The organism is Vannielia litorea (genome assembly GCF_900142295.1).
GTDB classification, from domain to species: Bacteria; Pseudomonadota; Alphaproteobacteria; order Rhodobacterales; family Rhodobacteraceae; genus Vannielia; species Vannielia litorea.
This window is the reverse complement of sequence record NZ_FSRL01000001.1, coordinates 3,100,001-3,122,648: the sequence shown is the minus strand read 5'-3', so window position 1 is coordinate 3,122,648 and position 22,648 is coordinate 3,100,001. Positions and strand designations below refer to the sequence as shown.

The following is a 22,648-nucleotide window of genomic DNA, read 5'->3' as shown; positions in this document are numbered from 1 at the left end:
CGGCGCTCATGCGCGACCCGAACCTCGGAGTGCGGGCCTTCTGCCGCGCGATCTCCGGTCAGTCATAAGACCTCTGGTCATCAATAACCTTGCCGTCTTTCGGCAGGCTTCCCAAGGGATGAATGCTGACCTCACCGGAAAGTTTCAGGATCTCGCGCACCGCGGCGGCGAGCGTGTCCTCCTGGCCACCCTCGGTTTCGAAGGCCACCGCCATCACGTCGCGCTCCTCGGCCCGGGTCACGGTCACCCGCGCACGGGCCGCGCCGACGCGGCGCACGAGCTCGGCCACCTGCTCGGGCCGCACGAACATGCCCTTGATCTTGGCGGTCTGGTCGGCCCGGCCCATCCAGCCCTTGATCCGCATGTTGGTCCGCCCGCAGGCGCTCTGGCCCGGCAGCACGGCGGAGAGGTCGCCGGTGGCAAAGCGGATCAGCGGGTAATCGGGGTTGAGCGTGGTCACCACCACCTCGCCCACCTCGCCCTCGGGCACCGGCTCGCCCGTGCCCGGCGTCACGATCTCGACCACCACGCCCTCGGCGGCGATCATCCCCGAGTCGGGCGCGGATTCGTAGGCGATGTTGCCCAGATCGGCGGTGGCATAGCATTGCAGGCAGGTGATCCCGCGCGCCCCGTACCACTCCCGCAGCGACGGAAACAGCGCCCCGCCGGAGACCGCCGCACGGGTGAAGCCCAGCTTCACTCCCATCTCGTCGGCCTTCTCGAGGATCACCTTGAGGTAATCCGGCGTGCCGGCATAGGCGGTGGCGCCAAGGTCGGCGGCGGCTCGCACCTGCAACTCGGTCTGCCCGGTGCCCGCCGGGATCACCGCCGCCCCCGCCGCCCGCGCGCCGTTGTCGAACATCAGCCCCGCAGGGGTCAGGTGATAGGAAAAGCAGTTCTGCACCACGTCTCCCGCGCCGATGCCCACCGCCCGCAGGAACGGCCCGAAGCGCCACCAGTCATCGGCGCTGGTCATGCCCGGCTCGTAGATCGGGCCGGGAGACTGGAACAGGTGGGTAAAGCCGGTGGGCTCCACCGTGGCCAGCCCGCCCAGAGGCCGCCGCGCCGCCTGCGCCTCCATCAGCGCGGCCTTGCGCAGCACCGGAAGCCCGGCCAGCGCCGCGCCATCGGTGATCGCGCCCGCCTCCACGCCCGCCAGCGCGGCGTATCCCGGCAAGCCCTGCGCCCGCGCCACCTGCTTTGGCAGGGCCTCTGCCAGGGCCGCCGCCCGCGCCTCTGCGCTCCGCCACTCCGGTCCGTCCGTCATACACCGTTCCTCCCCACTGCGTGTGGCCCCCATTCCACCCCAGCCGCGCCGCGCGGGCAAGGCGGCAGCCATGGAATCGTTGAGCGCCCTCCCGGCATGCGCTCTACTGAGACGCATTAGACGTTCTTCACAAAGGTGATTTCCAATGACCCAATCCATGCACCAGATCGTGTCCACACGGGCCGACCACCTGCTCCATCAGTTTCACACCGCCGCCAACCCGCCCGCCGTCAACCTGCCCTGGGACCTGCTCCAGGTGAATGCCCGCGTCTGGGGCGGCAGCCTCGTGACCGATGTCGAGGGCTCCTCGGCCTTCTTCATCCATCCCACCAACCCCACGCTCTCCAGCGTCTGGGCGGTGCCGAGCTACGGCTCCTACCGCGACGCCTACCTGCGCTTCATCAAGCAGGCCTACGGGTTGGCCAACCCCTCCATTCCCGGCGGGCTCGACGTGGATCACCTGCGCGCCAAGTCCACCGCGGCGGCGGGCCAGTTCATCCGGCTCGAGGTGGTGGACAAGAGCGCCAACCGCTCCGGGGGCGGCATCGAGAAGCGGCAGACCAAATCGCCGGTCACCAAAGGCCGCATCGCGCGCGGCCATACGCCCGGCAGCATGTCGTTCCTCGTCGTGCTCAAGCTCGCGGGCGTGCTCTCGCCCACCGTGCGCAGCAGCGCCACCTGGCAGGCCCGGCGCGACGCGGCGCTGACCTACCTGACCTCGCGCGGCTGGAACAGGGACACCGTGGCAGAGGCGCTCGACACCCTCGAAGAGATGGCCGACGCCCGCTGACACACCGCGACCCGGGCCCCGACCCGGGCCCCGACCCGGGCCGATGAGCGGAGAACCGCAACGCCTTGCCGTTGCGGCACTCTGCCCGGTTCTTCTTTCGGCGTCCCGTGCCATACTCCCCCTGCGCGCGAGTGATCCTGTATGAAGAAAGGCCCCGGCCTATGCCACAGCTCACCGCAACCTCCGCCCGCCTGTCGGACGAGTTTCTCGATGCCCGCATCACCTTTCACGAGGCCGAGGCGATCATGGAGGCCGATTTCTCCGGGCTCCATTTCACCAGCTCCCGCGCGGTCAACCGCTTCTACGACCGGATCGAGGAGCGCATCGCCGCGACCGGCGAGGACAAGTGGTTCTTTCTCGTCAACTACTCCGACAACCGGATCGACCCCGACGCCTGGATCGCCTTCGCCCGCCGAGGCCGGGCGCTGAACCTGGCCTATTCCATGGGCACCGTCCGCTTCGACGTGAGCGAGATCACCCGCGCCCAGATCGAGCGGTCGGCGGGCACCGAGAACTTCGATGCCAACCTGCAGCCCGACCGGGAGGCGGCGCTTGCCCGGCTGAAGACGTTCAGGAACGCCCGCCAGCGCCGCGTTGTCCACCAGCCCAACCACAGCGTCGAGGAGATCCGCGCCCGGATCACCTTCGACCCCGACGCGCTGGTGATGGAGGTCGACTTCAAGGATTTCACCTTCGCCCATTCGCGCGATGTCGATGATGTCTACGACCATATCGAGGAGAGAATCACCGAAACCGACCGCAAGTGGTTCTTCCTGGTGAACTACGAGAACTGCCGCATCGAGCCCGCCGCCTGGGTCCGCTACGCCTCGCGCGGCAAGCGGCTCAACCTCGCCGCCTCGCTGGGATCGGTGCGCTACGCGCCCGGCAGCGAAACCGAGGCCGATATCCGCCTGCGCTCCGAGAGCCAGGACTTCGAGCCCAACATCCGCAACACCCGCGCCGAGGCGCTGGAGCGCATCGCCGAGATGCGGGCGGAGGCCGAGGCCTCGAACACGCGGTAGGCTCAGATCTTGTAGCCGGCCTCGACCAGCTCGGGCCCGAAGGCCGCGCGCGCCAGCCTGCGCACCGGCTCCAGCACGCCCGTCGCAACCTGCCAGTTCCACAGTCCCACCCCGCAGCGCGCGAGGAGGAAGCCGCCCCTGACCCAGTCGTTCACGCCGCTGGCCGCGCCACACCGCGGGCAGGCAATGGCCGTGGCTGAAAAATCCCGGTTCGCGCCCGCCGCCGTGCCGAGCCGGTCGATCACCTCGGAGGCCGCAAGCTCGGCGCTGCAGCAGGGCGCGGTGAAGGCATCCACATTCAGCGGGCCCCAGTTGAAGATCGGTCGGGCAATGAACTCGACGCCGCAGCAATCGAGATCGGTGAACCGCCCGAGGCCTTCGGGCAACCCGTCTTCGGCCCTTGGACCAGGCCAATAGACAGGCCCTTCCGGCGGCCCGAGAATCGCCTCCGGAGCCTCCTCGCCCGCGATCAGCCCGGCGTCCCTCATGGCCGAGATCAGCCCGGCGATCCGGGCCTCTGCATCCTCGGGCGTCGGGCCGGGCCGCGCGATGTACCAGACGCGGTCGCCCAACTCAGGCGAGCCACCGCTTGCGGCGGCGATAGCTGCGCACGTCGCGGAAGCTCTTCCGGCCTTCCTCGCTCATCCCGAGGTAGAACTCCTTCACATCCGGGTTCTCGCGCAGCTCGGCGGCGGGGCCGTCCATCACGATCCGCCCGCTCTCGAGGATGTAGCCGTAATGGGCAAAGCGCAGGGCCACGTTGGTGTTCTGTTCGGCGAGCAGGAAGGTCACGCCCTGCTCCTCGTTCAGCCGCTTCACGATGCCGAAGATCTGCTCCACCAGCTGCGGCGCAAGGCCCATCGAGGGCTCGTCGAGCAGGATCGTCTCGGGCCGGCTCATCAGCGCGCGGCCGATGGCCACCATCTGCTGCTCGCCGCCCGAGGTATAGCCCGCCTGGCTCTTCCGCCGCTCCTTGAGCCGCGGGAAATAGTCATAAACCATCTGAAGGTCGGCCTCGGTGGCACCGCGCCCGTCGCGCCGCGTGTAGGCGCCGGTCAGCAGGTTCTCTTCCACCGTCAGATGCTCGAAACAGTGCCGGCCTTCCATCACCTGGATGATGCCCGCCTTCACCTGGGCCGCCGGGTCCTCGCCGGTGAGCCGCTCGCCGCGATAGCTGATCGAGCCCTTGGTGATCTCGCCCCGCTCCGAGCGCAGCAGGCCGGATATGGCCTTCAGCGTGGTGGTCTTGCCCGCGCCGTTGCCGCCCAGCAGGGAGGTGATCCCGCCCTTGGGCACCTTCAGGCTCACACCCTTCAGCACGAGGATCACGTGGTTGTAGATCACCTCGATGTTGTTCACTTCCAGAAGCGTGTCGCTGCCCTGGTCCGGCCCATCCAACATGATCCACCTTTCGCATCCGGGGCGCCGTCCTGCCCCATTTCCTTGCCGAGAACACTCAGTTGATCCCCGGCCGCAGCCAGCGCCACGGCCGGGGAAGCTTGGCCTACATGCAGCCGGCCTCGATGCCGGTTTCCGCGGCATAGGCGGCGCTGTCTTCCTCGATCAGCGGCGCGATCACCTCCTGGTCCGACTGGTAGTAGTCGGTGATCAGGCTCCAGCTCCCGGCGGCGGCATCCCACTGGGCCACGGCGCCAAAGCCGTTGCCGCCATGGTTCTCGCAGCTCACCTTGAACTCGGGGCCGAAGCCGGGCAGGCCGAGGGCCTCCATCTTGGCTTCGGTCATCTCGAGGTTCTCCATGCCGTCGCGCATCTGCGCCGGGGTGATGGCGGTCGCACCGGTCATCTCCTGCGCGGTCTTGATGGCTTCGGCGGCCAGCATCGCCGCATACATGCCGCGATTGTAGAGTGCCGTACCGAGCTGGTCGCCCGCACCCGCCGCCAGGCCCTTGTCGACGACATGGGTCTGGAGATCGGCATAGACCGGGTAGTCCTTGCCGAGGTTGTGGAAGGTGAGCGCCTTGTAGCCGTTGGCGCCGTCACCGGCGGGCAGCACGTCATTCTCCGAACCCGACCACCAGATGCCGATGAAGTGGTCCATCGGGAAGCGGATGTTGACGGCCTCCTGGATGGCGACCTGGTTCATAACGCCCCAGCCATACATGATGACGTAATCGGGGCGCTGCTGGCGCACCTGCAGCCACTGGCTCTTCTGCTCCTGGCCGGGGTGATCCACCGGCAGCAGGATCAGCTCGTAGCCGTGCTTCTTGGCCAGTTCCTCCAGCGTGCGGATCGGCTCCTTGCCATAGGCGGAGTTGTGATAGACCAGCGCCACCTTTTTGCCGTTCAGGTCACCGCCCTCTTCGTTGAGGATATGGGTGATCGCGATCGAGGCGCCGTCCCAGTAGTTGGCCGGGTAGTTGAACACCCAGGGAAAGACCGCGCCGTTCTTGGCGGAGGTCCGGCCATAGCCCATGGTGTGCATGGGGATGCCGTCGGCGGTGGCCTTTGGGATCAGCTGGTAGGTGATGCCGGTCGAGAGCGGCTGGTAGACCAGCACGCTCTGGCCCTTGGTGGCCTCGTAGCACTCCACGCCCTTCTCGGTGTTGTAGCCGGTCTCGCACTCGACGAGATTGATCTTCTCGCCGCCGATGCCGCCGTCCCGCTCGTTGAGCAGGGTGAAGTAGTCCTGGTAGCCGTCGGCAAAGGGGATGCCGTTGGCGGCATAGGGGCCGGTGCGGTAGCTGAGCGCCGACATGGTGATCTCCGCCATCGCCGGAGCGGCGGCCATCACCGCGCCCAGCGCCAGCGTCATGAGTGTCTTCTTCATCGGGGTCTCCTCCCTTGGTTGGTCCAATGTTCCGTTGCGCCGGGGTTTGCCCCGGTCTCCTCCTCTTCGGCCCGTGCGGTGGGCCAGCCCGTCGCCCGCTGGTGCGGGCATCCGCGGGGTGGGCAACCTGCCCACCGCCCGCCCCGCTCAGTGCGGGAAGGGCCAAAGCCTCAGTTTCTCCTTCGCCACGCGCCAAAGCTGCGCCAGCCCGTGCGGTTCGGCAATCAGGAAGACGATGATGAGCGCGCCCACGATCATGAACTCCAGGTGCGCCGCGAGGTCCGTGGGCCAGCCCAGCGTGCCGACGAGGATGTTCTTCAGCAGCACCGGCAGCAACACCAGAAAGGCCGCCCCCGCGAAGGAGCCGAAGATCGAGCCCAGGCCCCCGATGATGACCATGAACAGCACCAGGAAGCTCTTGTTGATCCCGAAGGCCTCCCCCACCTCGACCGCGCCGAGGTAGACCGAAAAGAACAGCGCCCCCGCGATCCCGATGAAGAAGGACGAGACCGCGAAGGCCGAGAGCTTGGCGCCCAGCGGGTTCACCCCGATGATCTCGGCGGCGATGTCCATGTCTCGGATCGCCATCCACTTCCGGCCCACCGTGCCGCGGGTCAGGTTGCGCGCGAGCCAGGCCAGCGCCACCACGAAGACGAGGCAGAACAGGTAGCTCGCCCAGGCCTGCGTGTTGGGGCCGGTCACCTCGATCCCGAAGACGGTGCGCTCGGGCGCCGAGATCTGACCCGAGGCCGAGTAGTTGTAGAACCACGGCACCCGGTTGAAGAGCCAGACGAGAAAGAACTGCGCCGCCAGCGTCGCCACCGCGAGGTAGAAGCCCTTGATCCTGAGCGAGGGCAGCCCGAAGAGGATGCCGACGCCCGCCGTGATCCCGCCCGCGAGAATGACGTGGAAGAAGATGTTGATCTCGGGAAAGGCGGTCATCAGCTTGTAGCAGGCATAGGCCCCCACCGCCATGAACCCGCCGGTGCCGAGGCTCACCTGTCCGCAGTAGCCGGTGAGGATGTTCAGCCCGATCGCCGCGATGGAATAGATCAGGAAGGGCAGGAAGACCGCGTTCACCCAGTAGTCGTTGATCAGGAAAGGGATCACCCCGAAGGCGATGGCCAGCACCGCGTAGTAGCGCCACCGGTCAAACTTGATCGGAAAGGTCTGGTTGTCTTCGGCGTAGCTGGTCTTGAAGTCGCCGGCCTCACGGTAAAGCATCAGTGGCCTCCCCTTCCGCGCGGAAACGGGCCAGTCTGCGCGCCCCGCGCTTCGATGTTTTCTTGCTTTCGAGACAATGCCGCCCCGCGGCTGCCGCAATCTTTGTTCAAATTTCGTGGATCGGCCCTGAACCGGGCTGCCGAAAGGACAGAGATGCCGGATTCGAAGAATCGCTTCGTTCCGCTGCCGCCGCAGGCCCAGATCGACCCGTTGGAAGAGCTGCCGGCAGTAAAGGAAGAGCCCAAGAAGGCCCCCAAGGGGGTCTTTGGCCGTTGCGTCGACCGGATCTGCGCCGCCTGCACCGAAGTCATCCGCGGGCTGATGCCATATATCATCGTTTCCGCCGTGCTTCTGGTGGCCATCGCGGTGTTCTTCGGGGTCTCCTCCCAGGCGGCCATCATCCTGCTCGGCCTCGGGGCCGTGGCCCTGGGTGTGTTTGTTGCCGCCACGCAGGGGCAGGAGTAGGCCGCGCCGTTCACGCGCCGCCCTCCGTGCCCGGTGGTGTCTCGTGCTCGGGCAGAACGTGCCGCCGCGGGCGGGCATAGCCGCGCCGCTCGCTCTCGCGCACCAGCCGCAGGTAGGCCCAGAGCCCCACGCCCGCACCGGCCACCGCCAGCACCAGGGCGATCATCATCTGCCGCGTCTCGGTGGGCTCGGTCGTCAGCGCGATGTAGCCGAAGGCCCAGAACCCGCCCCAGGCGATGACGTTGAGAACCGCGATAACCCTGGCCATCCGTCACACCCTCTCGATGATCTTCTCGCCAAACAGCCCCTGCGGCCGGAAGACGAGAAAGATGAGCGCCAGCACATAGGCAAACCAGTTCTCCGTCGCCCCGCCCACCAGCGGCCCGACCAGGAACTCGAAGAGCTTTTCGCCCACCCCGATGATGAGCCCGCCGACGATGGCGCCGGGGATCGAGGTGAAGCCGCCCAGCATCAGCACCGGCAGGGCCTTCAGCGCGATCAGGCTCAGGCTGAACTGCACGCCCGACTTGGTGCCCCACATGATGCCGGCGACCAGCGCCACGAACCCGGCAATGCCCCAGACCAGCACCCAGATGAACCGCAGGCTGATGCCCACGCTCAGCGCGGCCTGGTGATCGTCGGCCACGGCGCGCAGCGCCCGGCCCTGCTTGGTGTATTGCGAAAACAGCACGAGCCCCGTCACCAGCAGCGCCGCGATGATCGTTGCCACGATGTCGAGGTTGTCGATGAAGAACCCGTAGCCGAACCAGTTGAAGGTGGTCTCGTCGATCCACAGGTTGATCCCCTGCGGCAGGCCGACGTCGAGCTTCTTGATGTCGGAGCCCCACATCATGTCGCCGAACCCTTCCAGAAAGTAGGCCAGGCCGATCGTCGCCATGAAGAGGATGATCGGCTCCTGGTTCACCAGGTGCCGCAGGATCAGATGGTTCACCACCCAGGCAAAGAGCACCATCATCAGCACCGTGCCGACGATCGCCACGATCGCGGGCAGGTGCCAGCCGAAGTGGTGCAGGTCGGTCCCGAAGATCGCGTTGATCAGGTGGCTGAACGGCACCTGCCCGTCCTGCAGGCCAACGAGCGTGAGCGCGGCGAAGAGCGCCATCACGCCCTGCGCGTAGTTGAAGATGCCGCTGGCCTTGAAGATCAGCACGAACCCCAGCGCCACCAGGGCATACATCACGCCCGCCATCAGCCCGTTCAGGGTGACTTCCATGGCAAACAACAGCTGATCGGGCATCAGGTCACTCCTTGCAGGGCTCGCGGTCGCGCGGGGCCATGTCGGTCACCTGCGCGCGCACGGCCCCGACGTTCTCCGAATGGTAGAAGTTCAGGTAGATCGGCTTGCTCAGCCAGGCGCAGGATTTCAGCCTCGGCGCGACCGGCGAGCCGTCATACTGCTCGAAACCCTCGCCCGTCAGCGCCATGACCGGCCCCAGCCCGAGCTTCTCCCAGCGCATCGCCTCCGAGCCATTGGCGGCGGGGAGGTGGAGGTAGCAATAGTACTCCTCGGTCTGCGCCTGCCCGCCGTATTCGTCCATTCCAGCCCGGATCTCGCCGATCCCGGCGGGCGAGACGGCGGAGATCGACCATTGCGGCGGCGCGTCGCGCCGCGTCAGTACCTCGAGCCCGGCATCCAGCAGCGGTTGCGGGCTCTCCTCCTTCACCACCTCGATGCAGAGCGCCAGCGCCTCGCCGATCGCCGCCGGGTTGGCCGCCGCCGGGGCCGCCGTCGCGGCGAGGAGGAGTGCCGCCAGCCTCACGCCGCGCACCCCGCGCTGACCATGCCGCCCGAGAACACGGCGGTGCCCATGTTCAGCTCGTCGCTGAGCGGGCCGTTGACGATCACCGCCACCGCATTGGGGCCGACGCAGACGGTCGCCGCCACATAGGGGTTCTCGCCGAAGGTCGAGCGGTAGCGGTCGACCGTGTTTACCTCGTCGAGAAAGTCCTCGAGCCGGCGGTTCAGTTCGGTGGCCGAGGCGCCGCCCACCTCGCACACCCAGTCGCCGCGGTTGTCGCGGCGCAGGCGGAAGTGGGGCAGCGGCCCGTCACCCGCCATCATCGCGCCCGCCTCGTTGGCCTCGACGGCCTCGGGCAGGCGCGGGCCGGTCGGGTCGCCGGTGGCGATGGCCTCGGTGCAATAGGCCAGATAGTCCGAAAACTCCGCCGCGCGCGCCGGGGCACCGTACAGAGAGGTTAACACCGCGACGAGTCCGGCCAGCGCAAAACGCGTATGCATGGGTTGTGCATGGGTTGTGCATGGGTTGTGTATCCCACGTCCTCGCACATGAGCGCCGGTTAACGCGACGGACTCTCTAATCATGCGCAACTCCGAGATAGGCGTCGATGACGTCCTGGTTGTTGCGCACCTCGTCGGGCGTGCCATCCCCGATCTTCTTGCCGTAATCCATCACCACGACCCGGTCGGAGAGGTCCATGACCACGCCCATATCGTGCTCGATCAGGGCAATTGTCGTTCCATATTCGTCATTTACGTCGAGGATGAAGCGGCTCATGTCCTCCTTCTCCTCCACGTTCATGCCTGCCATCGGCTCGTCGAGCAGCAGCAGCTTGGGCTCGGCGGCCAGCGCCCGGCCGAGCTCCACGCGCTTTTTCAGCCCGTAGGGCAGGCGGCCCACCGGGGTCTTCCGAATGGCTTGGATCTCGAGAAAGTCGATAATCTTTTCAACGGCTTCCCGGTTCTCCGTCTCTTCTCTCTGGGCCTTGCCCCACCACATCGCCTGGGCCAGCATCCCGGATTTCATGAAGCCCAGACGCCCGGTCATGATGTTGTCGAGCACCGACATGCCCTCGAACAGCGCAATGTTCTGAAATGTCCGGGCAATTCCCTGCCGCGCCACCTCATAGGGCCGCATCGGAGGCCGCTTGGCGCCATGAAACCAGACCTCCCCCTCCTGCGGGTTGTAGAACCCCGATATCACGTTGAGCATGCTGGATTTTCCGGCCCCGTTCGGCCCGATGATCGCGCGGATCTCGCCCTCGCGGATGTCGAAGGAGATATCCTTGATCGCCACCACCCCGCCAAAGCGCAGGGTGATGTTGCGCATCTCCATCATGACGCCGCCAATCGTGCGCCCGTCGGCGGTGGTGGTGCTCTCCTGCCCGTCAAGCATGGGTCAACTCCCCGATTTCGCGCCGAAAATCACTCATTCCGCGGCCACCTTTGCGGTGCCGCCTGCGGGCTGCACCCTGGCGTCCCGCAGCTCCAGCGTGGCCTTGATCTTGCCCTTGCGGCCGTCCTCGTAGGTCACTTCCGTCTCGGTGTAGACGGACTCCGACCCGTCATAGAGCGCGGCCACCAGGTCGGCGTATTTGTCGCCGATCACCGCCCGCCGCACCTTCTGCGTACGGGTCAGCTCGCCATCATCCGCATCGAGCTGCTTGTGCAGCACCAGAAAGCGGTGAATCTGGCAGCCCGAGAGCATCTCGTCCTGCGCGACCGAGGCGTTAACCTCTTCCACGTGTTTCTGGATCATATTGAGCACATCCGGGTGCCCCGCCAGCTCCTGGTAGCTCGCATAGGCGATGTTGTTGCGCTCCGCCCAGTTGCCCACCGCGCCGAGGTCGATGTTGATCAGGGCGCAGCAGCGGTCGCGGCCGGCGCCGATCACGACGGCCTCGAGGATGTTGGGGTAGAACTTGAGCTTGTTCTCCACGTACTTGGGGGCAAACATCCGGCCGTCGGCCAGCTTGCCCACGTCCTTGGCGCGGTCGATGATGCGCAGGTGGCCTGTGTCGGGCTCGATGAAGCCGGCATCGCCGGTGGCGACCCAGCCCTCGGCATCCTTCGTCGAGGCCGTGCTCTCGGCGTTCTTGAAGTACTCCACAAAAACGCCCGGCGAGCGGTAGTAGACCTCGCCGCTTTCGGCGATCTTCAGCTCCACCCCCGGCGAGGCCACCCCCACGGTGTCGGCCCGCACCTCGTTGTCGGGCTGCTGGGTGATGAAGACGCTGGCCTCCGTCTGGCCGTAGAGCTGCTTCAGGTTGATCCCCAAAGAGCGATAGAAATCAAAGATCTCCGGCCCGATCGCCTCGCCCGCCGTGTAGCCCACCCGGACCCGGCTGAAGCCCAGGGTGTTCTTCAGCGGCCCGTAGATGAAGAGCTCGCCCAGCCGGTACTTCAGCCGGTCCGCCGCGCTCACCGGCTTGCCGTCGAGAATTTTAGGCCCGACCTTGCGGGCATGGGCCATGTACCTGTCGAACAACCATTTTTTCAGCCGCCCGGCATCTTCCATCCGGATCATGACGTTGGTCAGCTGGGTCTCGAACACCCGAGGCGGTGCAAAGTAGTAGGTCGGACCGATCTCGCGCAGATCGGTCATCATCGTGGCTTCGCTCTCGGGGCAGTTCACGCAGAACCCGGCCCACATGGCCTGCCCCACCGAGAAGATGAAATCGCCCACCCAGGCCAGCGGCAGGTAGGCGAGAATCTCTTCCTTCTCGGTCAGGTTGTCGAACCCGGCGGAGTTCTTCGAGGTCTCGATGATGTTGCGGTTGGAAAGCACCACGCCCTTGGGCTTGCCTGTGGTGCCGGAGGTGTAGAGCATCACGCAGGTGTCGTCATAGCCCAGCCCGGCCTCGCGCTCGCGCATGATCGGCTCGAGCCGATGGTGCCCCGCCCGACCCTCGGCCTGCACGTCGGCATAGGCGTTCATGTGGGTGTGGTCGTATTTTCTGAGGCCCCGCTTGTCGACGTAGATGATCTGGTCGATGCCCTTCACGGTCTCCTGCACCTCGATCACCTTGTCGACCTGCTCCTGGTCGCCGCAGATCACGAAGCGCGCGCCGCAGTGCTCCAGCACATAGGCCATCTCTTCGGCATTCGCGTCCTGATAGAGCGCCACCGGCACAGCGCCGCACTTCTGCGTGGCGACAAACGACCAGTAGAGGGCAGGGCGGTTGCGGCCGATGATTGCAAGGTGGTCGCCCGGCTTCAGCCCCAGCGCGATGAGCCCCATCGCCAGCGCCTCCACCTCCTCGGCGGTCTCGGCCCAGGTCCAGCTCTGCCAGATCCCGAACTCCTTCTCGCGGAAGGCCGGGCGGCCGCCGAACTGGCGCGCGTTTCGCGCCAGAAGCGCAGGTATGGATTTCAAGTCGCCCTCGGGCGTTGCCGTCACCGTCAATGTCTCCTCCCAGAAGGTGCCTCTCCCCAGGCACCAGGCCATTGGCCCGACGTTGATTGGCCGATACTATGGGCAAGGCACGGGGCATGCGTCAAATGATTTTTTGAACGACTGTTCAATACATGCGAAACGCGGTTCCGAAACTGGGGAGGACCTGACGCTTGGACGGTGTTTCACTCGCCTACTACGCCGTTGTTTGCGGCCTGCTGGCCGGCTTCGTTCCGGTCCACTGGCGGATGCCGGCCCGGTTCGGCCTGGGTCTGCTCGTCGGGCTCGTCGCAGCCGGGGTGCTTCCGGCGCTGCGCGGGCTGTTCTGAGCGGCGACTCGATTGCGCCCGGCGGCGCAAGGCGGTTATGTCGGGCGGCAACTTGCGGGGAAGTCTGATGGTTCACCTCTGGGTCCGTGCCGAAGAGCGCGAGAACGAACGGCGCGTGGGCCTCGTGCCCGAGGGCGTCGAAGTGCTAAAGGCGCAGGGCATTCACGTGACAGTGGAGGAAAGCCCCGACCGCATCATCCCGATCGCGCACTACCGAGAAGCCGGTGCCGAGATCGCCCCGCGCGGCAGCTGGCGCGAGGCACCCGCCGATGCACTGATCTACGGGCTGAAGGAACTGCCCGAGGATGGCACGCCGCTGGCCCATCGCCACATCATGTTTGGCCATGCCTACAAGGGCCAGCCGGCCGGGCAAGCGCTGCTGAAGCGCTTCGGCGCGGGCGGCGGCATGCTCTATGATCTCGAGTACCTGACCGACGAGACCGGCCGCCGCGTGGCGGCCTTCGGCTATTGGGCCGGCTTTGTCGGCGCGGCTGTCACGCTGAAGGCCTGGGCGGCCGCGCAGCGCGGCGAAATCTGCGGGCCGGTTAAGGAATGGGAGGAGCAGGGGGCGCTGGTGCGCGAGGTCGCGGGCGAACTCGACGGGCTCGGCCTGCCGCAGGCGCTCATCGTCGGCGCGCTGGGTCGCGTTGGCACCGGGGCGGGCGACATGTGTGCGGCAATCGGCATCGAGCCGCTGCGTTGGGACATTGCCGATACCGCCGCGGGTGGCCCATTTCCCGAGATCCTGCGGCGCGACATCTTTCTCAATTGCGTGCTGGCCGGGCCGAATACGCCCATCTTCGTGCCGAGAGAGGCCGCAGCCTGCCCGCGCGGGCTGACCGCGATCGGCGATATCTCCTGCGACCCCACGAGCGATTTCAACCCGGTGCCCGTCTACGACGCGGTCACCAGTTGGGCCGCGCCGGTGCGCCGGGTGGCCGAAACCCCGGTGCTCGACGTGATGGCGATCGACAACCTGCCCTCGCTGCTTCCCAAGGAGTCGAGCGAGGATTTTGCCGGACAGATGCTGCCCCACCTCCTGCGGCTCTCGGACACCGACAAGGGCGTCTGGGGCCGGGCAGAAGCAACCTTCATGGACCATATGGCATGACGGTTCACTGGTGTGGCACGGGCCTTTCGGCCATTCCCGGCTTGAGGCGGCTGCTGTCCGAGCGCGACGACGTGACAGTCTGGAACCGCACCGAGGCCAAGGCCCGCGCGGCGGTGGGCGACCTGACCGAAGACATTCGCACTTTCGACATGGCCGCGCTGCAAGCGGTGCTGGCCGAAGGCGATGTCGTCGTGTCGATGCTGCCGGGCGACCATCACGTGCCGCTTGCCAGGCTCTGCCTCGAGAGCGGCGCCAACTTCGTCTCCTCGTCCTACATCAGCCCCGAGATGCGGGCGCTGGACGGGATGGCCACGGAGAAGGGTCTGCGGCTTGTCAACGAAGTGGGCCTCGACCCGGGGATCGACCACCTGATGGCCCATTGGCTGATGGCCGACTACCGGGCGTCCAACAGCTTCAGCCCCGACAACGTGCTGAGTTTCATCAGCTATTGCGGCGGCATCCCGAAAGTGCCCAATGCCTTCCGCTACAAGTTCAGCTGGTCGCCGCTGGGCGTGCTGAAGGCGCTCAAATCGCCCTCGGTCTCGATCCGCAGCCATTCGGAACTGCGGGTTTCGCGCCCGTGGGATGCGCTCAGCCGCTATGATGCGCCTCTCGCCACACCCGAGAGCTTCGAAGTTTATCCCAACCGCGACAGCTTGCCTTTCATGCAGGAATACGGCTTCGAGCCGGGCTGGACCGTCAAGGATTTCGTGCGCGGCACGTTGCGGCTGATCGGCTGGGCTGAGGCCTGGAAGGGTGTATTTTCCGAGGTCGAGCGGCTGGAAGGCAAGCCCGAGCTCGATGCGCGGCTGGCGGAGATGGCCGCCGAGTTCTGGGAAAAGCACGCCTATGACGAAGGCGAGCCCGACCGGGTGGTGTTGTGCGTGGCGCTGGAAGCGCTGAGCGACGGCGTGCCGGTCTATCACAAGACCTACGCGATGGATGCCTGGGGCGATGCCCGCGGATCGGCGATGGCGCGGCTGGTGAGCGACACGGTGGCGCTGGCGGTCGAAGCCGTGCTGGCCCGAGAGATCGCGCCGGGCGTGAGCGCCGCGCCGTCCGACCCGCGCCTCGTGACCCGCTGGCTCGACCGCGTGCACACCACGGCCCAGCACCTGATGGTTGTCGATCACCTCGCCTGAGAAAAAAAGAGGCCCGCCTTCGCTGTAGGGGACATGCGAAGACGGGCCGGGACAGGAGATGGGCCAGGCAGCAACCCATCGCCATATGGCGGGCCCGGGCAGACCCGCGTCAAAAAACTCTAGCGGCCCTGAAGTGCCCGCTGGCCGGCGGCGACCAGCTCGGAGACCATCTTCTGGTGCCCCCACTGCACGTGGCCGGGGATCGACACATGCACCTTGCGGCGCAGTGGCGTGCCGGTCGTGAAGCTGACGTCGGCCTCGAAGCGGCGCAGGGCCGGGTCGTAGATGACGTGGTCGATCTGTGGTCCGGTGATCGGCATCTCTGCCTCCTCATCCTGTGGTTCGATAGTAGAACGCAACTACATGTGGGGTGGTTCCAGAAAGTTTTCCACAGGGCGTCACGAAACAGTGATTCGTCGGAACATGGCCCCCTTGAGACCCGCAACAGCCATCCCCAAATAGAACCCGAAGGCCCGAAACGGGTCTGTGCCGCCGGGCGGGCAGACCTCATGACTGGGCGCTTAACAAAGGAGAATGACCGATGAACATGAACGAGTTCACGGAACGGTCTCGCGGTTTCATCCAGGCGGCGCAGACTATCGCGATGCGGGAAGACCATCAGCGGATGGTGCCCGAGCATCTCTTGAAGGCCCTGATGGACGACGAGCAGGGCCTGGCTTCCAACCTCATCAAACGTGCGGGCGGCAATCCCTCTCGCGTGGTCGAGGCGCTCGATGCGGCGCTGGCCAAGCAACCCCGGGTCTCGGGCGATGCAGGGCAGGTGTATCTCGACAGCCAGACCGGCAAGGTGCTCGACGAGGCGTCCAAGATCGCCAAGAAGGCGGGCGACAGCTTTGTGCCGGTGGAGCGCATTCTGACGGCGCTGGCCGTCGTGCGCTCGGGCGCCAAGCAGGCGCTGGAGGCGGGCGGGGTTTCGGCCCAGAACCTCAATGGCGCGATCAATGACATCCGCAAGGGTCGCACGGCCGATACCGCGAGTGCCGAGGAGGGCTATGACGCCCTCAAGAAATACGCGCTCGATCTCACCGAACGGGCCCGCGACGGCAAGATCGACCCGATCATCGGGCGCGACGAGGAAATCCGCCGTGCCATGCAGGTGCTATCGCGCCGGACCAAGAACAACCCTGTGCTGATCGGTGAGCCCGGTGTCGGCAAGACCGCCATCGCCGAGGGCATCGCCATTCGCATCATCAACGGCGACGTGCCGGAGAGCCTGAAGGGCAAGACCCTGATGGCGCTCGACATGGGTTCGCTGATTGCCGGTGCCAAGTATCGCGGCGAGTTCGAGGAGCGGTTGAAGGCGATCCTGAAGGAGATCGAGGCCGCGGCGGGCGATATCGTGCTGTTCATCGACGAGATGCATACACTGGTGGGGGCCGGCAAGGCAGATGGCGCGATGGACGCCTCCAACCTGCTGAAGCCTGCGCTGGCCCGCGGTGAGCTGCACTGCATCGGTGCGACCACAATCGACGAGTATCGCAAGCACGTCGAGAAGGACGCCGCTCTGGCCCGGCGGTTCCAGCCGGTGATGGTTGAGGAGCCGACGGTGGAAGATACCGTGTCGATCCTGCGCGGCATCAAGGAGAAATACGAGCTGCACCACGGTGTGCGCATCTCCGACTCGGCCCTCGTGGCTGCGGCGACGCTGTCGCACCGCTACATCACCGACCGCTTCCTGCCCGACAAGGCGATCGACCTTGTCGACGAGGCGGCGTCGCGCTTGCGGATGGAAGTGGACAGCAAGCCCGAGGAGCTCGACGCGCTCGACCGGCAGATCCTGCAGATGCAGATCGAGGCCGAAGCGTTGAAGAAGGAAGACGACCAGGCCTCCAAGGACCGTCTCGAGAAGCTCGAGAGGGAGCTGGCCGAGGTGCAGGAGAAATCCGCCGAGATGACTGCGCAGTGGCAGGCCGAGCGTGACAAGCTCGAGTCGGCCCGTGAGATCAAGGAGCAGCTCGACCACGCCCGCGCCCAGCTCGACCAGGCCAAGCGCGAGGGCAACCTCGCCAAGGCAGGTGAGCTCTCTTATGGCGTCATTCCGGGCCTCGAGAAGCAGCTGGCCGAGGCCGAAGCTTCGGAAAGTGACGTGATGGTCGAGGAGGCCGTCCGGCCGGAGCAGATTGCCGAGGTCGTCGAGCGTTGGACGGGCATTCCAACTGCCCGGATGCTGGAAGGCGAGCGCGAGAAGCTGCTGCGCATGGAAGATGAGATCGGTAAGCGCGTCATCGGCCAACGCCAGGCGGTGCGGGCGGTCTCGAACGCCGTGCGTCGGGCGCGTGCCGGGCTGAATGACGAGGCACGTCCCTTGGGCAGCTTCCTTTTTCTCGGGCCGACCGGCGTGGGCAAGACGGAGCTCACCAAGGCGCTCGCCGAGTTCCTCTTCGACGATGACAGCGCCATGGTGCGGATCGACATGAGCGAGTTCATGGAGAAACACGCCGTTGCCCGGCTCATCGGTGCCCCTCCGGGCTACGTGGGTTACGACGAGGGCGGCGTGCTGACCGAGGCGGTTCGGCGGCGTCCCTACCAGGTCGTGCTGTTCGACGAGGTCGAAAAGGCGCATCCGGACGTGTTCAACGTGCTCCTGCAGGTGCTCGATGATGGCGTGCTGACCGACGGCCAGGGCCGCACGGTGGACTTCAAGCAAACGCTGATCGTGCTCACCTCCAACCTGGGTGCACAGGCGCTTAGTCAGCTGCCGGACGGGGCCGATGCCGGTCAGGCCAAGCGCGACGTGATGGATGCGGTGCGGGCGCATTTCCGCCCCGAGTTTCTGAACCGCCTGGACGAGACCATCATCTTCGACCGCCTGAGCCGGGGCGACATGGATGGTATCGTGCAGATCCAGCTCGGCCTCCTGCGCAAGCGGCTCGCGCGGCGCAACATCGGGCTGGAGCTGGACGAGGGCGCGCAGAAGTGGTTGGCCGACGAGGGCTATGACCCGGTATTCGGGGCCCGTCCGCTGAAGCGGGTGATCCAGCGCGCGTTGCAGGACGAGCTGGCCGAAATGCTGCTCGCCGGTGACGTGGGCGATGGCGATACCGTGACGGTGAGTGCCGGGGCCGAAGGGTTGATCATCGGTGACAAGGTCACCGGCTCCAACCGGCCCCGCCCGGATGATGCCGTGGTTCACTGAGCACCTTTGATGCAGGTGGCCCGCCCGCCCAAGCGCATCGAGGCCCCTTCTGGACGGGAGGGGCCTTTTGCATGGGAAGCAAGACGATGGGCGCGGTGCTCTCAGGAGCTGCGTGCGACATCGGCCTGCCATCGCGGCGGGTCCAACCTCGCCGGGGCCCGGGCTTGGCGCGATAGGCGCTTTGGTGCCGCGTCAGATAGGAGGCTGCGATGGTACGCAAGATCCACGCGCTCCCGTCGGAATACGGGGCACGTCCTCTGGCGCCGGACTTCATGGCGGGGATCGCCTGGCTCAACTGGCTGACGATCGTTCTGGCGCTCTCTCTATTATACCGAGTCATCCTCTTGCCGACCCGGACCGTGGGCTTCGCGGCCTACGCCGGGCTGTGCTACTGGCTGACGCTGCCGCTCGACACGGTAACCGATATTCCTGTCTGGCAGATCGGGGGCCCGCTTACGTGCTGGCGTGGTTCGGCCAGTTCTCGGACCACAAGGTGGGGGGCAAGACGCTCTAGTTCTTCCAGGATGTGCAGTTCCTGCTGATCGGTCCGGCCTGGCGGCTGTCGTTTCTCGGCAAGCGGTTGGGTATTCTGGTCTGATCGCTTGCCTCCCGGAGCCGCCCCGGCGCATCCTTGCCGCAAAACCGGGAGGGCAGGGCGATGTGGTTCATGGATTGGGCGGGTTGGGCGCTTCAGGTGCTGGCCTTCGGGTTGCTGGTGGCGATCGGTGTTATCATCCTGAGCGCTGCCGTCCTCTATATCACCGACATCACCCAGACGCAGGATGCCATCCGCCGCAATTACCCGGTGCTGGGCCGGTTCCGGCATCTCTTCTCGACGCTGGGCGAGTTCTTCCGGCAGTATTTCTTTGCGATGGACCGCGAGGAGCTGCCGTTCAACCGGGCGCAGCGGGACTGGGTGAAACATGCGAGCGAGGGTGCGTCGAACACCGTGGCCTTCGGGTCGACGCGCAACATAAGCGTTGTCGGCACGCCGCTCTTCGTCAACGCCGCTTTTCCGCCGCTCGATGACCAGTTTGCCTCGACCGAGCCGATGCTGATCGGCCCGTACTGCCGCGAGCCCTACATCGCGCCGTCGATCTTCAACATCTCCGGCATGTCTTACGGCGCACTCTCCAAGCCTGCCGTCCGGGCGCTGAGCCGGGGCGCCAAAATGGCGGGGATATGGATGAACACGGGGGAGGGCGGGGTGAGCCCCTACCACTTCGAGGGGGGCTGTGACCTCGTGTTCCAGATCGGCACTGCCAAATACGGTGTGCGCGACCATGACGGGAACCTCTCGGACGAAAAGCTGAGGGAGCTTGGCGCGAACCCTCAGATCAAGATGATCGAGCTGAAGCTTGCGCAGGGGGCGAAGCCGGGCAAGGGGGGCATTCTGCCCGCCGCCAAGGTGACGCCGGAGATTGCCGAGATCCGGGGCATCCGGGCGGGGGAGGATTCGATCTCGCCCAACCGGCACCCCGAGATCGACGACTGGGCCGACCTGCTCGACCATATCGCCCATGTCCGCGAGGTGACCGGCAAGCCGGTGGGCTTCAAGACGGTGATCGGCAATGTCGAGGTCTGGCGGCCGTTGTTCCGGCTGATCGAGGAGCGGGGCGAGGAGGCGGCGCCCGACTTCATCACGCTGGACGGTGGCGAGGGTGGCACCGGCGCGGCGCCGATGCCCTTGATGGATCTTGTCGGCATGCCGATCCGCGAGGCGTTGCCCGTGTTCAACAACCTGCGCGACGAGTTCGGTCTGAAGGAGCGCATTCGCCTCGTGGCGAGCGGCAAGATGGTAAACCCGGGCGACGTTGCCCTGGCGCTGGCGCTCGGCGCCGACTTCGTGACGTCGGCACGGGGCTTCATGTTCTCGCTCGGCTGCATCCAGGCGCTGAAATGCAACAGGAACACCTGCCCGACGGGCATTACCACTCATAACCCGCGGTTCCAGAAGGGCCTGGTGGTGGAGGACAAGGACAAGAAGGTGGCGCAATATGCCAAGGCGGTCATCAAGGAGGTCGAGACCATCGCGCATTCGGTCGGCGTGGCAGAGCCACGGTTGATGCGGCGGCGTCATGTGCGGCTGGTGCAGCCCGATGGCACCTCGATCCCGTTCAACCGAATTCTTCCCAGCTTCAACGCGCCGCCCGAATGAGCTGCGCGCCGTGTTTCAGCCTCTGACGATCCTGTAAGCAAACCGGCTCGTGAAAAATGTTTCAAGTTTCGCACTCTATATAGTGAGTGGGGACAAAAGGAGACGACGATGGCCTACCGCTGGAAGAACACGCTCACGCAAGCCGAGGTGACGCCCGAGCCTATCTGGCTCAACAGGCGCCAGATCATTGCCGGTCTGACGGCGGCCGGGATGGCCGGTGCCGTGGCGGGCCGGGCCCAGGCTGCGACCGGAGAGCTTGAGCCGAACAGCTTCGAGGACATAGCGAGCTACAACAACTACTATGAGTTCGGCACCGGCAAGAACGATCCGGCAGCGAACGCAGGCGCGCTCGACACCTCGGACTGGAAGATCGAGATCGACGGCATGGTGGACCGGCCGGGCAGCTACTCTCTGAACGACCTCACCGAAGGGCTGACCGAGGAGGAGCGGATCTATCGTTTTCGCTGTGTCGAGGCCTGGTCGATGGTGGTGCCGTGGAACGGCTTCGAACTGGCAGACCTGCTGGCCAAGGCAGGTGTGCAGGAGGGCGCCCGATACGTGGCCTTCGAGACCGTCGTCCAGCCCGAGAACATGCCTGGCGTGAAACGAAATGTGATTCCGTTCCCCTATGTCGAGGGCCTGCGGCTCGATGAGGCGCTGCATCCGCTAACGCTGATGGCAACCGGGATCTACGGCAAACCGATGCCCAACCAGAATGGCGCGCCGATCCGGCTCGTTGTGCCGTGGAAGTATGGCTTCAAGTCGATCAAGTCGATCGTGCGGATCAGCCTGGTGACCGACGAGCCGCCGACGACCTGGAACAAGCTGAACGCACGCGAGTACGGGTTTTACTCCAACGTGAACCCGCAAGTGAGCCATCCGCGCTGGAGCCAGGCTTCCGAGCGGGTCATCGGTGGTGGCCTCTTCGCCAAGCGGCAGGACACGCTGATGTTCAACGGCTACGAAGAAGACGTGGCCGCGCTCTATGACGGCATGGACCTGGCCAAGAACTACTGACCTGCCGATGATCGACGCCCTGAACACCACGCTCCGAAAGGTGCCCGCCTGGATCACCTACCTTGTGGCCCCGCTTCCGGCAGCCTTCTGGCTGTGGCAAGGCGCGACCGGGGCAAGCGGGCCGGAGCCGATCAAGGCATTGGAACACAGCCTGGGCGAGTTTGCACTTCAGCTGCTGATCGCGGGGCTTGCAATCACGCCGCTCCGAAAGTGGGCCGGGCTGAACCTGCTGAAGTTCCGGCGTGCGGTCGGGGTGGTGGCATTCTTCTATGTCCTGCTCCACTTCCTTACCTGGCTTGTGCTCGACATGTCGCTGCTCTGGGGCCAGCTCCTCGGCGACATCGTCAAGCGGCCCTACATCACCATCGGCTTCATCGGGTTCGTCCTGCTGATTCCGCTGGCGGTGACCTCCAACACCCTCTCTGTCCGCCGACTCGGTGCGCGGTGGCGCAAGCTGCACAAGCTGGTCTACCCGGCCGTGCTGCTGGGCGGCCTGCACTGGGTGTGGCTGGCGAAGGGCTGGCAGGCGGAGCCGCTCTTCTACATGGGCGCTATCCTGGGGATCCTGGCGCTTCGCGTGATTCCGAAGCCTCGCAAGCGGGCCGTCACCGCCTGAATCGCCCCCTGACTCGGGGCAACACTCCTGAATCAGCCTTCAGCCACCCGAATCCGGCCCGTGAATCGGTGGTGACTCGAAGATTTTTTGCCCTTGAGGACGATTCCTGGCGCCGGCGCGCCCCGATTCAGGGGAGTCGGCCGCTCCGATTCACGCGATCTGGGCCTCGATTCCGGATTCTCGGGGGGCGGAACCGCGGGTGACCCTACGTCCGAGTCTGTGGATAAGTCGCAAATCGCCTCGATTCTGGCCAGGGGCCAGGGCCAGAAGTCCGTCCTCGCGCCGCCGTGAAGAAAAAACGGCGCGGCAAACCCCTTGTTTTCTTGGGTTTTCGCGCGGGCGCTAAAAAAATGTCATCTTTCTCCAAAAAAGCCCTTGCGGGGTCCGGCCCTGATCCGTAAATACCCCC

At 65.8% G+C, this 22,648-nt stretch carries 22 protein-coding genes; 10 read left to right on the top strand and 12 right to left on the bottom strand.

The window, feature by feature from the left end:
* Positions 1 to 58 precede the first annotated feature (58 nt).
* Positions 59 to 1,267, bottom strand: a complete 1,209-nt coding sequence (locus BUR94_RS15245; RefSeq protein ID WP_074257036.1) for a phenylacetate--CoA ligase family protein — start codon at positions 1,265 to 1,267, stop codon at positions 59 to 61.
* Positions 1,268 to 1,412: 145 nt separating this feature from the next.
* Here BUR94_RS15245 and BUR94_RS15240 point away from each other — a divergent pair, with 145 nt between their 5' ends.
* Both BUR94_RS15240 and BUR94_RS15235 read left to right on the top strand, forming a co-directional pair.
* The gene (locus tag BUR94_RS15240; protein WP_074257035.1) at positions 1,413 to 2,057 is read left to right on the top strand and encodes a hypothetical protein; all 645 of its coding nucleotides are present in this window, start codon (positions 1,413 to 1,415) and stop codon (positions 2,055 to 2,057) included.
* Between the two features lie 161 nt (positions 2,058 to 2,218).
* A complete protein-coding gene (locus tag BUR94_RS15235) occupies positions 2,219 to 3,079 on the top strand; it encodes a hypothetical protein (protein ID WP_074257034.1) in 861 nt (286 codons plus the stop codon).
* 2 nt (positions 3,080 to 3,081) lie between these two features.
* Here the strand turns inward: BUR94_RS15235 and BUR94_RS15230 are convergent, their stop codons facing one another.
* The 4 genes from BUR94_RS15230 to BUR94_RS15215 all read right to left on the bottom strand — a co-directional run bounded on the left by BUR94_RS15230 (position 3,082) and on the right by BUR94_RS15215 (position 7,091).
* Entirely contained in the window at positions 3,082 to 3,651 is a 570-nt protein-coding gene (locus tag BUR94_RS15230; RefSeq protein WP_074257033.1) for a hypothetical protein, read from the bottom strand.
* A 1-nt stretch (position 3,652) separates the two neighbouring features.
* The gene (locus BUR94_RS15225) at positions 3,653 to 4,480 is read right to left on the bottom strand and encodes an ABC transporter ATP-binding protein (protein WP_074257032.1); all 828 of its coding nucleotides are present in this window, start codon (positions 4,478 to 4,480) and stop codon (positions 3,653 to 3,655) included.
* Positions 4,481 to 4,583: 103 nt separating this feature from the next.
* The gene (locus tag BUR94_RS15220; protein ID WP_074257031.1) at positions 4,584 to 5,867 is read right to left on the bottom strand and encodes an ABC transporter substrate-binding protein; all 1,284 of its coding nucleotides are present in this window, start codon (positions 5,865 to 5,867) and stop codon (positions 4,584 to 4,586) included.
* 147 nt (positions 5,868 to 6,014) lie between these two features.
* The gene (locus BUR94_RS15215; protein ID WP_074257030.1) at positions 6,015 to 7,091 is read right to left on the bottom strand and encodes a branched-chain amino acid ABC transporter permease; all 1,077 of its coding nucleotides are present in this window, start codon (positions 7,089 to 7,091) and stop codon (positions 6,015 to 6,017) included.
* A 153-nt stretch (positions 7,092 to 7,244) separates the two neighbouring features.
* Between BUR94_RS15215 and BUR94_RS15210 the strand changes: the two genes are divergently transcribed.
* Positions 7,245 to 7,556: a hypothetical protein gene (locus BUR94_RS15210; protein WP_074257029.1), complete on the top strand. Its 312-nt coding sequence runs from the start codon at positions 7,245 to 7,247 to the stop codon at positions 7,554 to 7,556.
* 10 nt (positions 7,557 to 7,566) lie between these two features.
* Here the strand turns inward: BUR94_RS15210 and BUR94_RS15205 are convergent, their stop codons facing one another.
* The 6 genes from BUR94_RS15205 to BUR94_RS15180 all read right to left on the bottom strand — a co-directional run bounded on the left by BUR94_RS15205 (position 7,567) and on the right by BUR94_RS15180 (position 12,763).
* Positions 7,567 to 7,824 carry a hypothetical protein gene (locus tag BUR94_RS15205; RefSeq protein ID WP_074257028.1) on the bottom strand — a complete coding sequence of 86 codons (258 nt, stop codon included), beginning with the start codon at positions 7,822 to 7,824 and terminating at the stop codon, positions 7,567 to 7,569.
* A gap of 3 nt (positions 7,825 to 7,827) precedes the next feature.
* Positions 7,828 to 8,814, bottom strand: a complete 987-nt coding sequence (locus tag BUR94_RS15200; protein ID WP_074257027.1) for a branched-chain amino acid ABC transporter permease — start codon at positions 8,812 to 8,814, stop codon at positions 7,828 to 7,830.
* A 4-nt stretch (positions 8,815 to 8,818) separates the two neighbouring features.
* The gene (locus BUR94_RS15195) at positions 8,819 to 9,337 is read right to left on the bottom strand and encodes a hypothetical protein (RefSeq protein ID WP_139301295.1); all 519 of its coding nucleotides are present in this window, start codon (positions 9,335 to 9,337) and stop codon (positions 8,819 to 8,821) included.
* Complete coding sequence (locus BUR94_RS15190; protein ID WP_074257025.1) at positions 9,334 to 9,816, bottom strand: hypothetical protein; 483 nt, start codon at positions 9,814 to 9,816, stop codon at positions 9,334 to 9,336. The genes BUR94_RS15195 and BUR94_RS15190 overlap by 4 nt, the downstream gene beginning before the upstream one ends.
* A gap of 76 nt (positions 9,817 to 9,892) precedes the next feature.
* Positions 9,893 to 10,711: an ABC transporter ATP-binding protein gene (locus BUR94_RS15185; protein WP_074257024.1), complete on the bottom strand. Its 819-nt coding sequence runs from the start codon at positions 10,709 to 10,711 to the stop codon at positions 9,893 to 9,895.
* Positions 10,712 to 10,744: 33 nt separating this feature from the next.
* Complete coding sequence (locus BUR94_RS15180; RefSeq protein ID WP_084193061.1) at positions 10,745 to 12,763, bottom strand: AMP-binding protein; 2,019 nt, start codon at positions 12,761 to 12,763, stop codon at positions 10,745 to 10,747.
* 119 nt (positions 12,764 to 12,882) lie between these two features.
* On the opposite strand from BUR94_RS15180, the gene BUR94_RS20765 reads away from it, so the two are divergent.
* The 3 genes from BUR94_RS20765 to BUR94_RS15170 all read left to right on the top strand — a co-directional run bounded on the left by BUR94_RS20765 (position 12,883) and on the right by BUR94_RS15170 (position 15,291).
* On the top strand, positions 12,883 to 13,038 hold the full coding sequence (locus BUR94_RS20765) for a hypothetical protein (RefSeq protein WP_175570480.1): 156 nt from the start codon (positions 12,883 to 12,885) through the stop codon (positions 13,036 to 13,038).
* Between the two features lie 67 nt (positions 13,039 to 13,105).
* A complete protein-coding gene (locus tag BUR94_RS15175; RefSeq protein ID WP_074257022.1) occupies positions 13,106 to 14,149 on the top strand; it encodes a saccharopine dehydrogenase in 1,044 nt (347 codons plus the stop codon).
* Positions 14,146 to 15,291, top strand: coding sequence for a saccharopine dehydrogenase family protein (locus tag BUR94_RS15170; RefSeq protein ID WP_074257021.1), 1,146 nt, complete (start codon positions 14,146 to 14,148; stop codon positions 15,289 to 15,291). The genes BUR94_RS15175 and BUR94_RS15170 overlap by 4 nt, the downstream gene beginning before the upstream one ends.
* Positions 15,292 to 15,410: 119 nt before the next feature.
* Here BUR94_RS15170 and BUR94_RS15165 read toward each other — a convergent pair whose 3' ends face one another.
* Entirely contained in the window at positions 15,411 to 15,611 is a 201-nt protein-coding gene (locus BUR94_RS15165; protein WP_074257020.1) for a hypothetical protein, read from the bottom strand.
* A 221-nt stretch (positions 15,612 to 15,832) separates the two neighbouring features.
* Here BUR94_RS15165 and clpB point away from each other — a divergent pair, with 221 nt between their 5' ends.
* The 4 genes from clpB to msrQ all read left to right on the top strand — a co-directional run bounded on the left by clpB (position 15,833) and on the right by msrQ (position 22,239).
* A complete protein-coding gene (clpB, locus tag BUR94_RS15160) occupies positions 15,833 to 18,448 on the top strand; it encodes an ATP-dependent chaperone ClpB (protein ID WP_074257019.1) in 2,616 nt (871 codons plus the stop codon).
* 667 nt (positions 18,449 to 19,115) lie between these two features.
* On the top strand, positions 19,116 to 20,606 hold the full coding sequence (locus BUR94_RS15150) for an FMN-binding glutamate synthase family protein (RefSeq protein WP_074257752.1): 1,491 nt from the start codon (positions 19,116 to 19,118) through the stop codon (positions 20,604 to 20,606).
* 108 nt (positions 20,607 to 20,714) lie between these two features.
* A complete protein-coding gene (msrP, locus tag BUR94_RS15145; protein WP_074257017.1) occupies positions 20,715 to 21,623 on the top strand; it encodes a protein-methionine-sulfoxide reductase catalytic subunit MsrP in 909 nt (302 codons plus the stop codon).
* Between the two features lie 7 nt (positions 21,624 to 21,630).
* Positions 21,631 to 22,239 carry a protein-methionine-sulfoxide reductase heme-binding subunit MsrQ gene (gene msrQ / locus BUR94_RS15140; protein ID WP_074257016.1) on the top strand — a complete coding sequence of 203 codons (609 nt, stop codon included), beginning with the start codon at positions 21,631 to 21,633 and terminating at the stop codon, positions 22,237 to 22,239.
* Positions 22,240 to 22,648 lie beyond the last annotated feature (409 nt).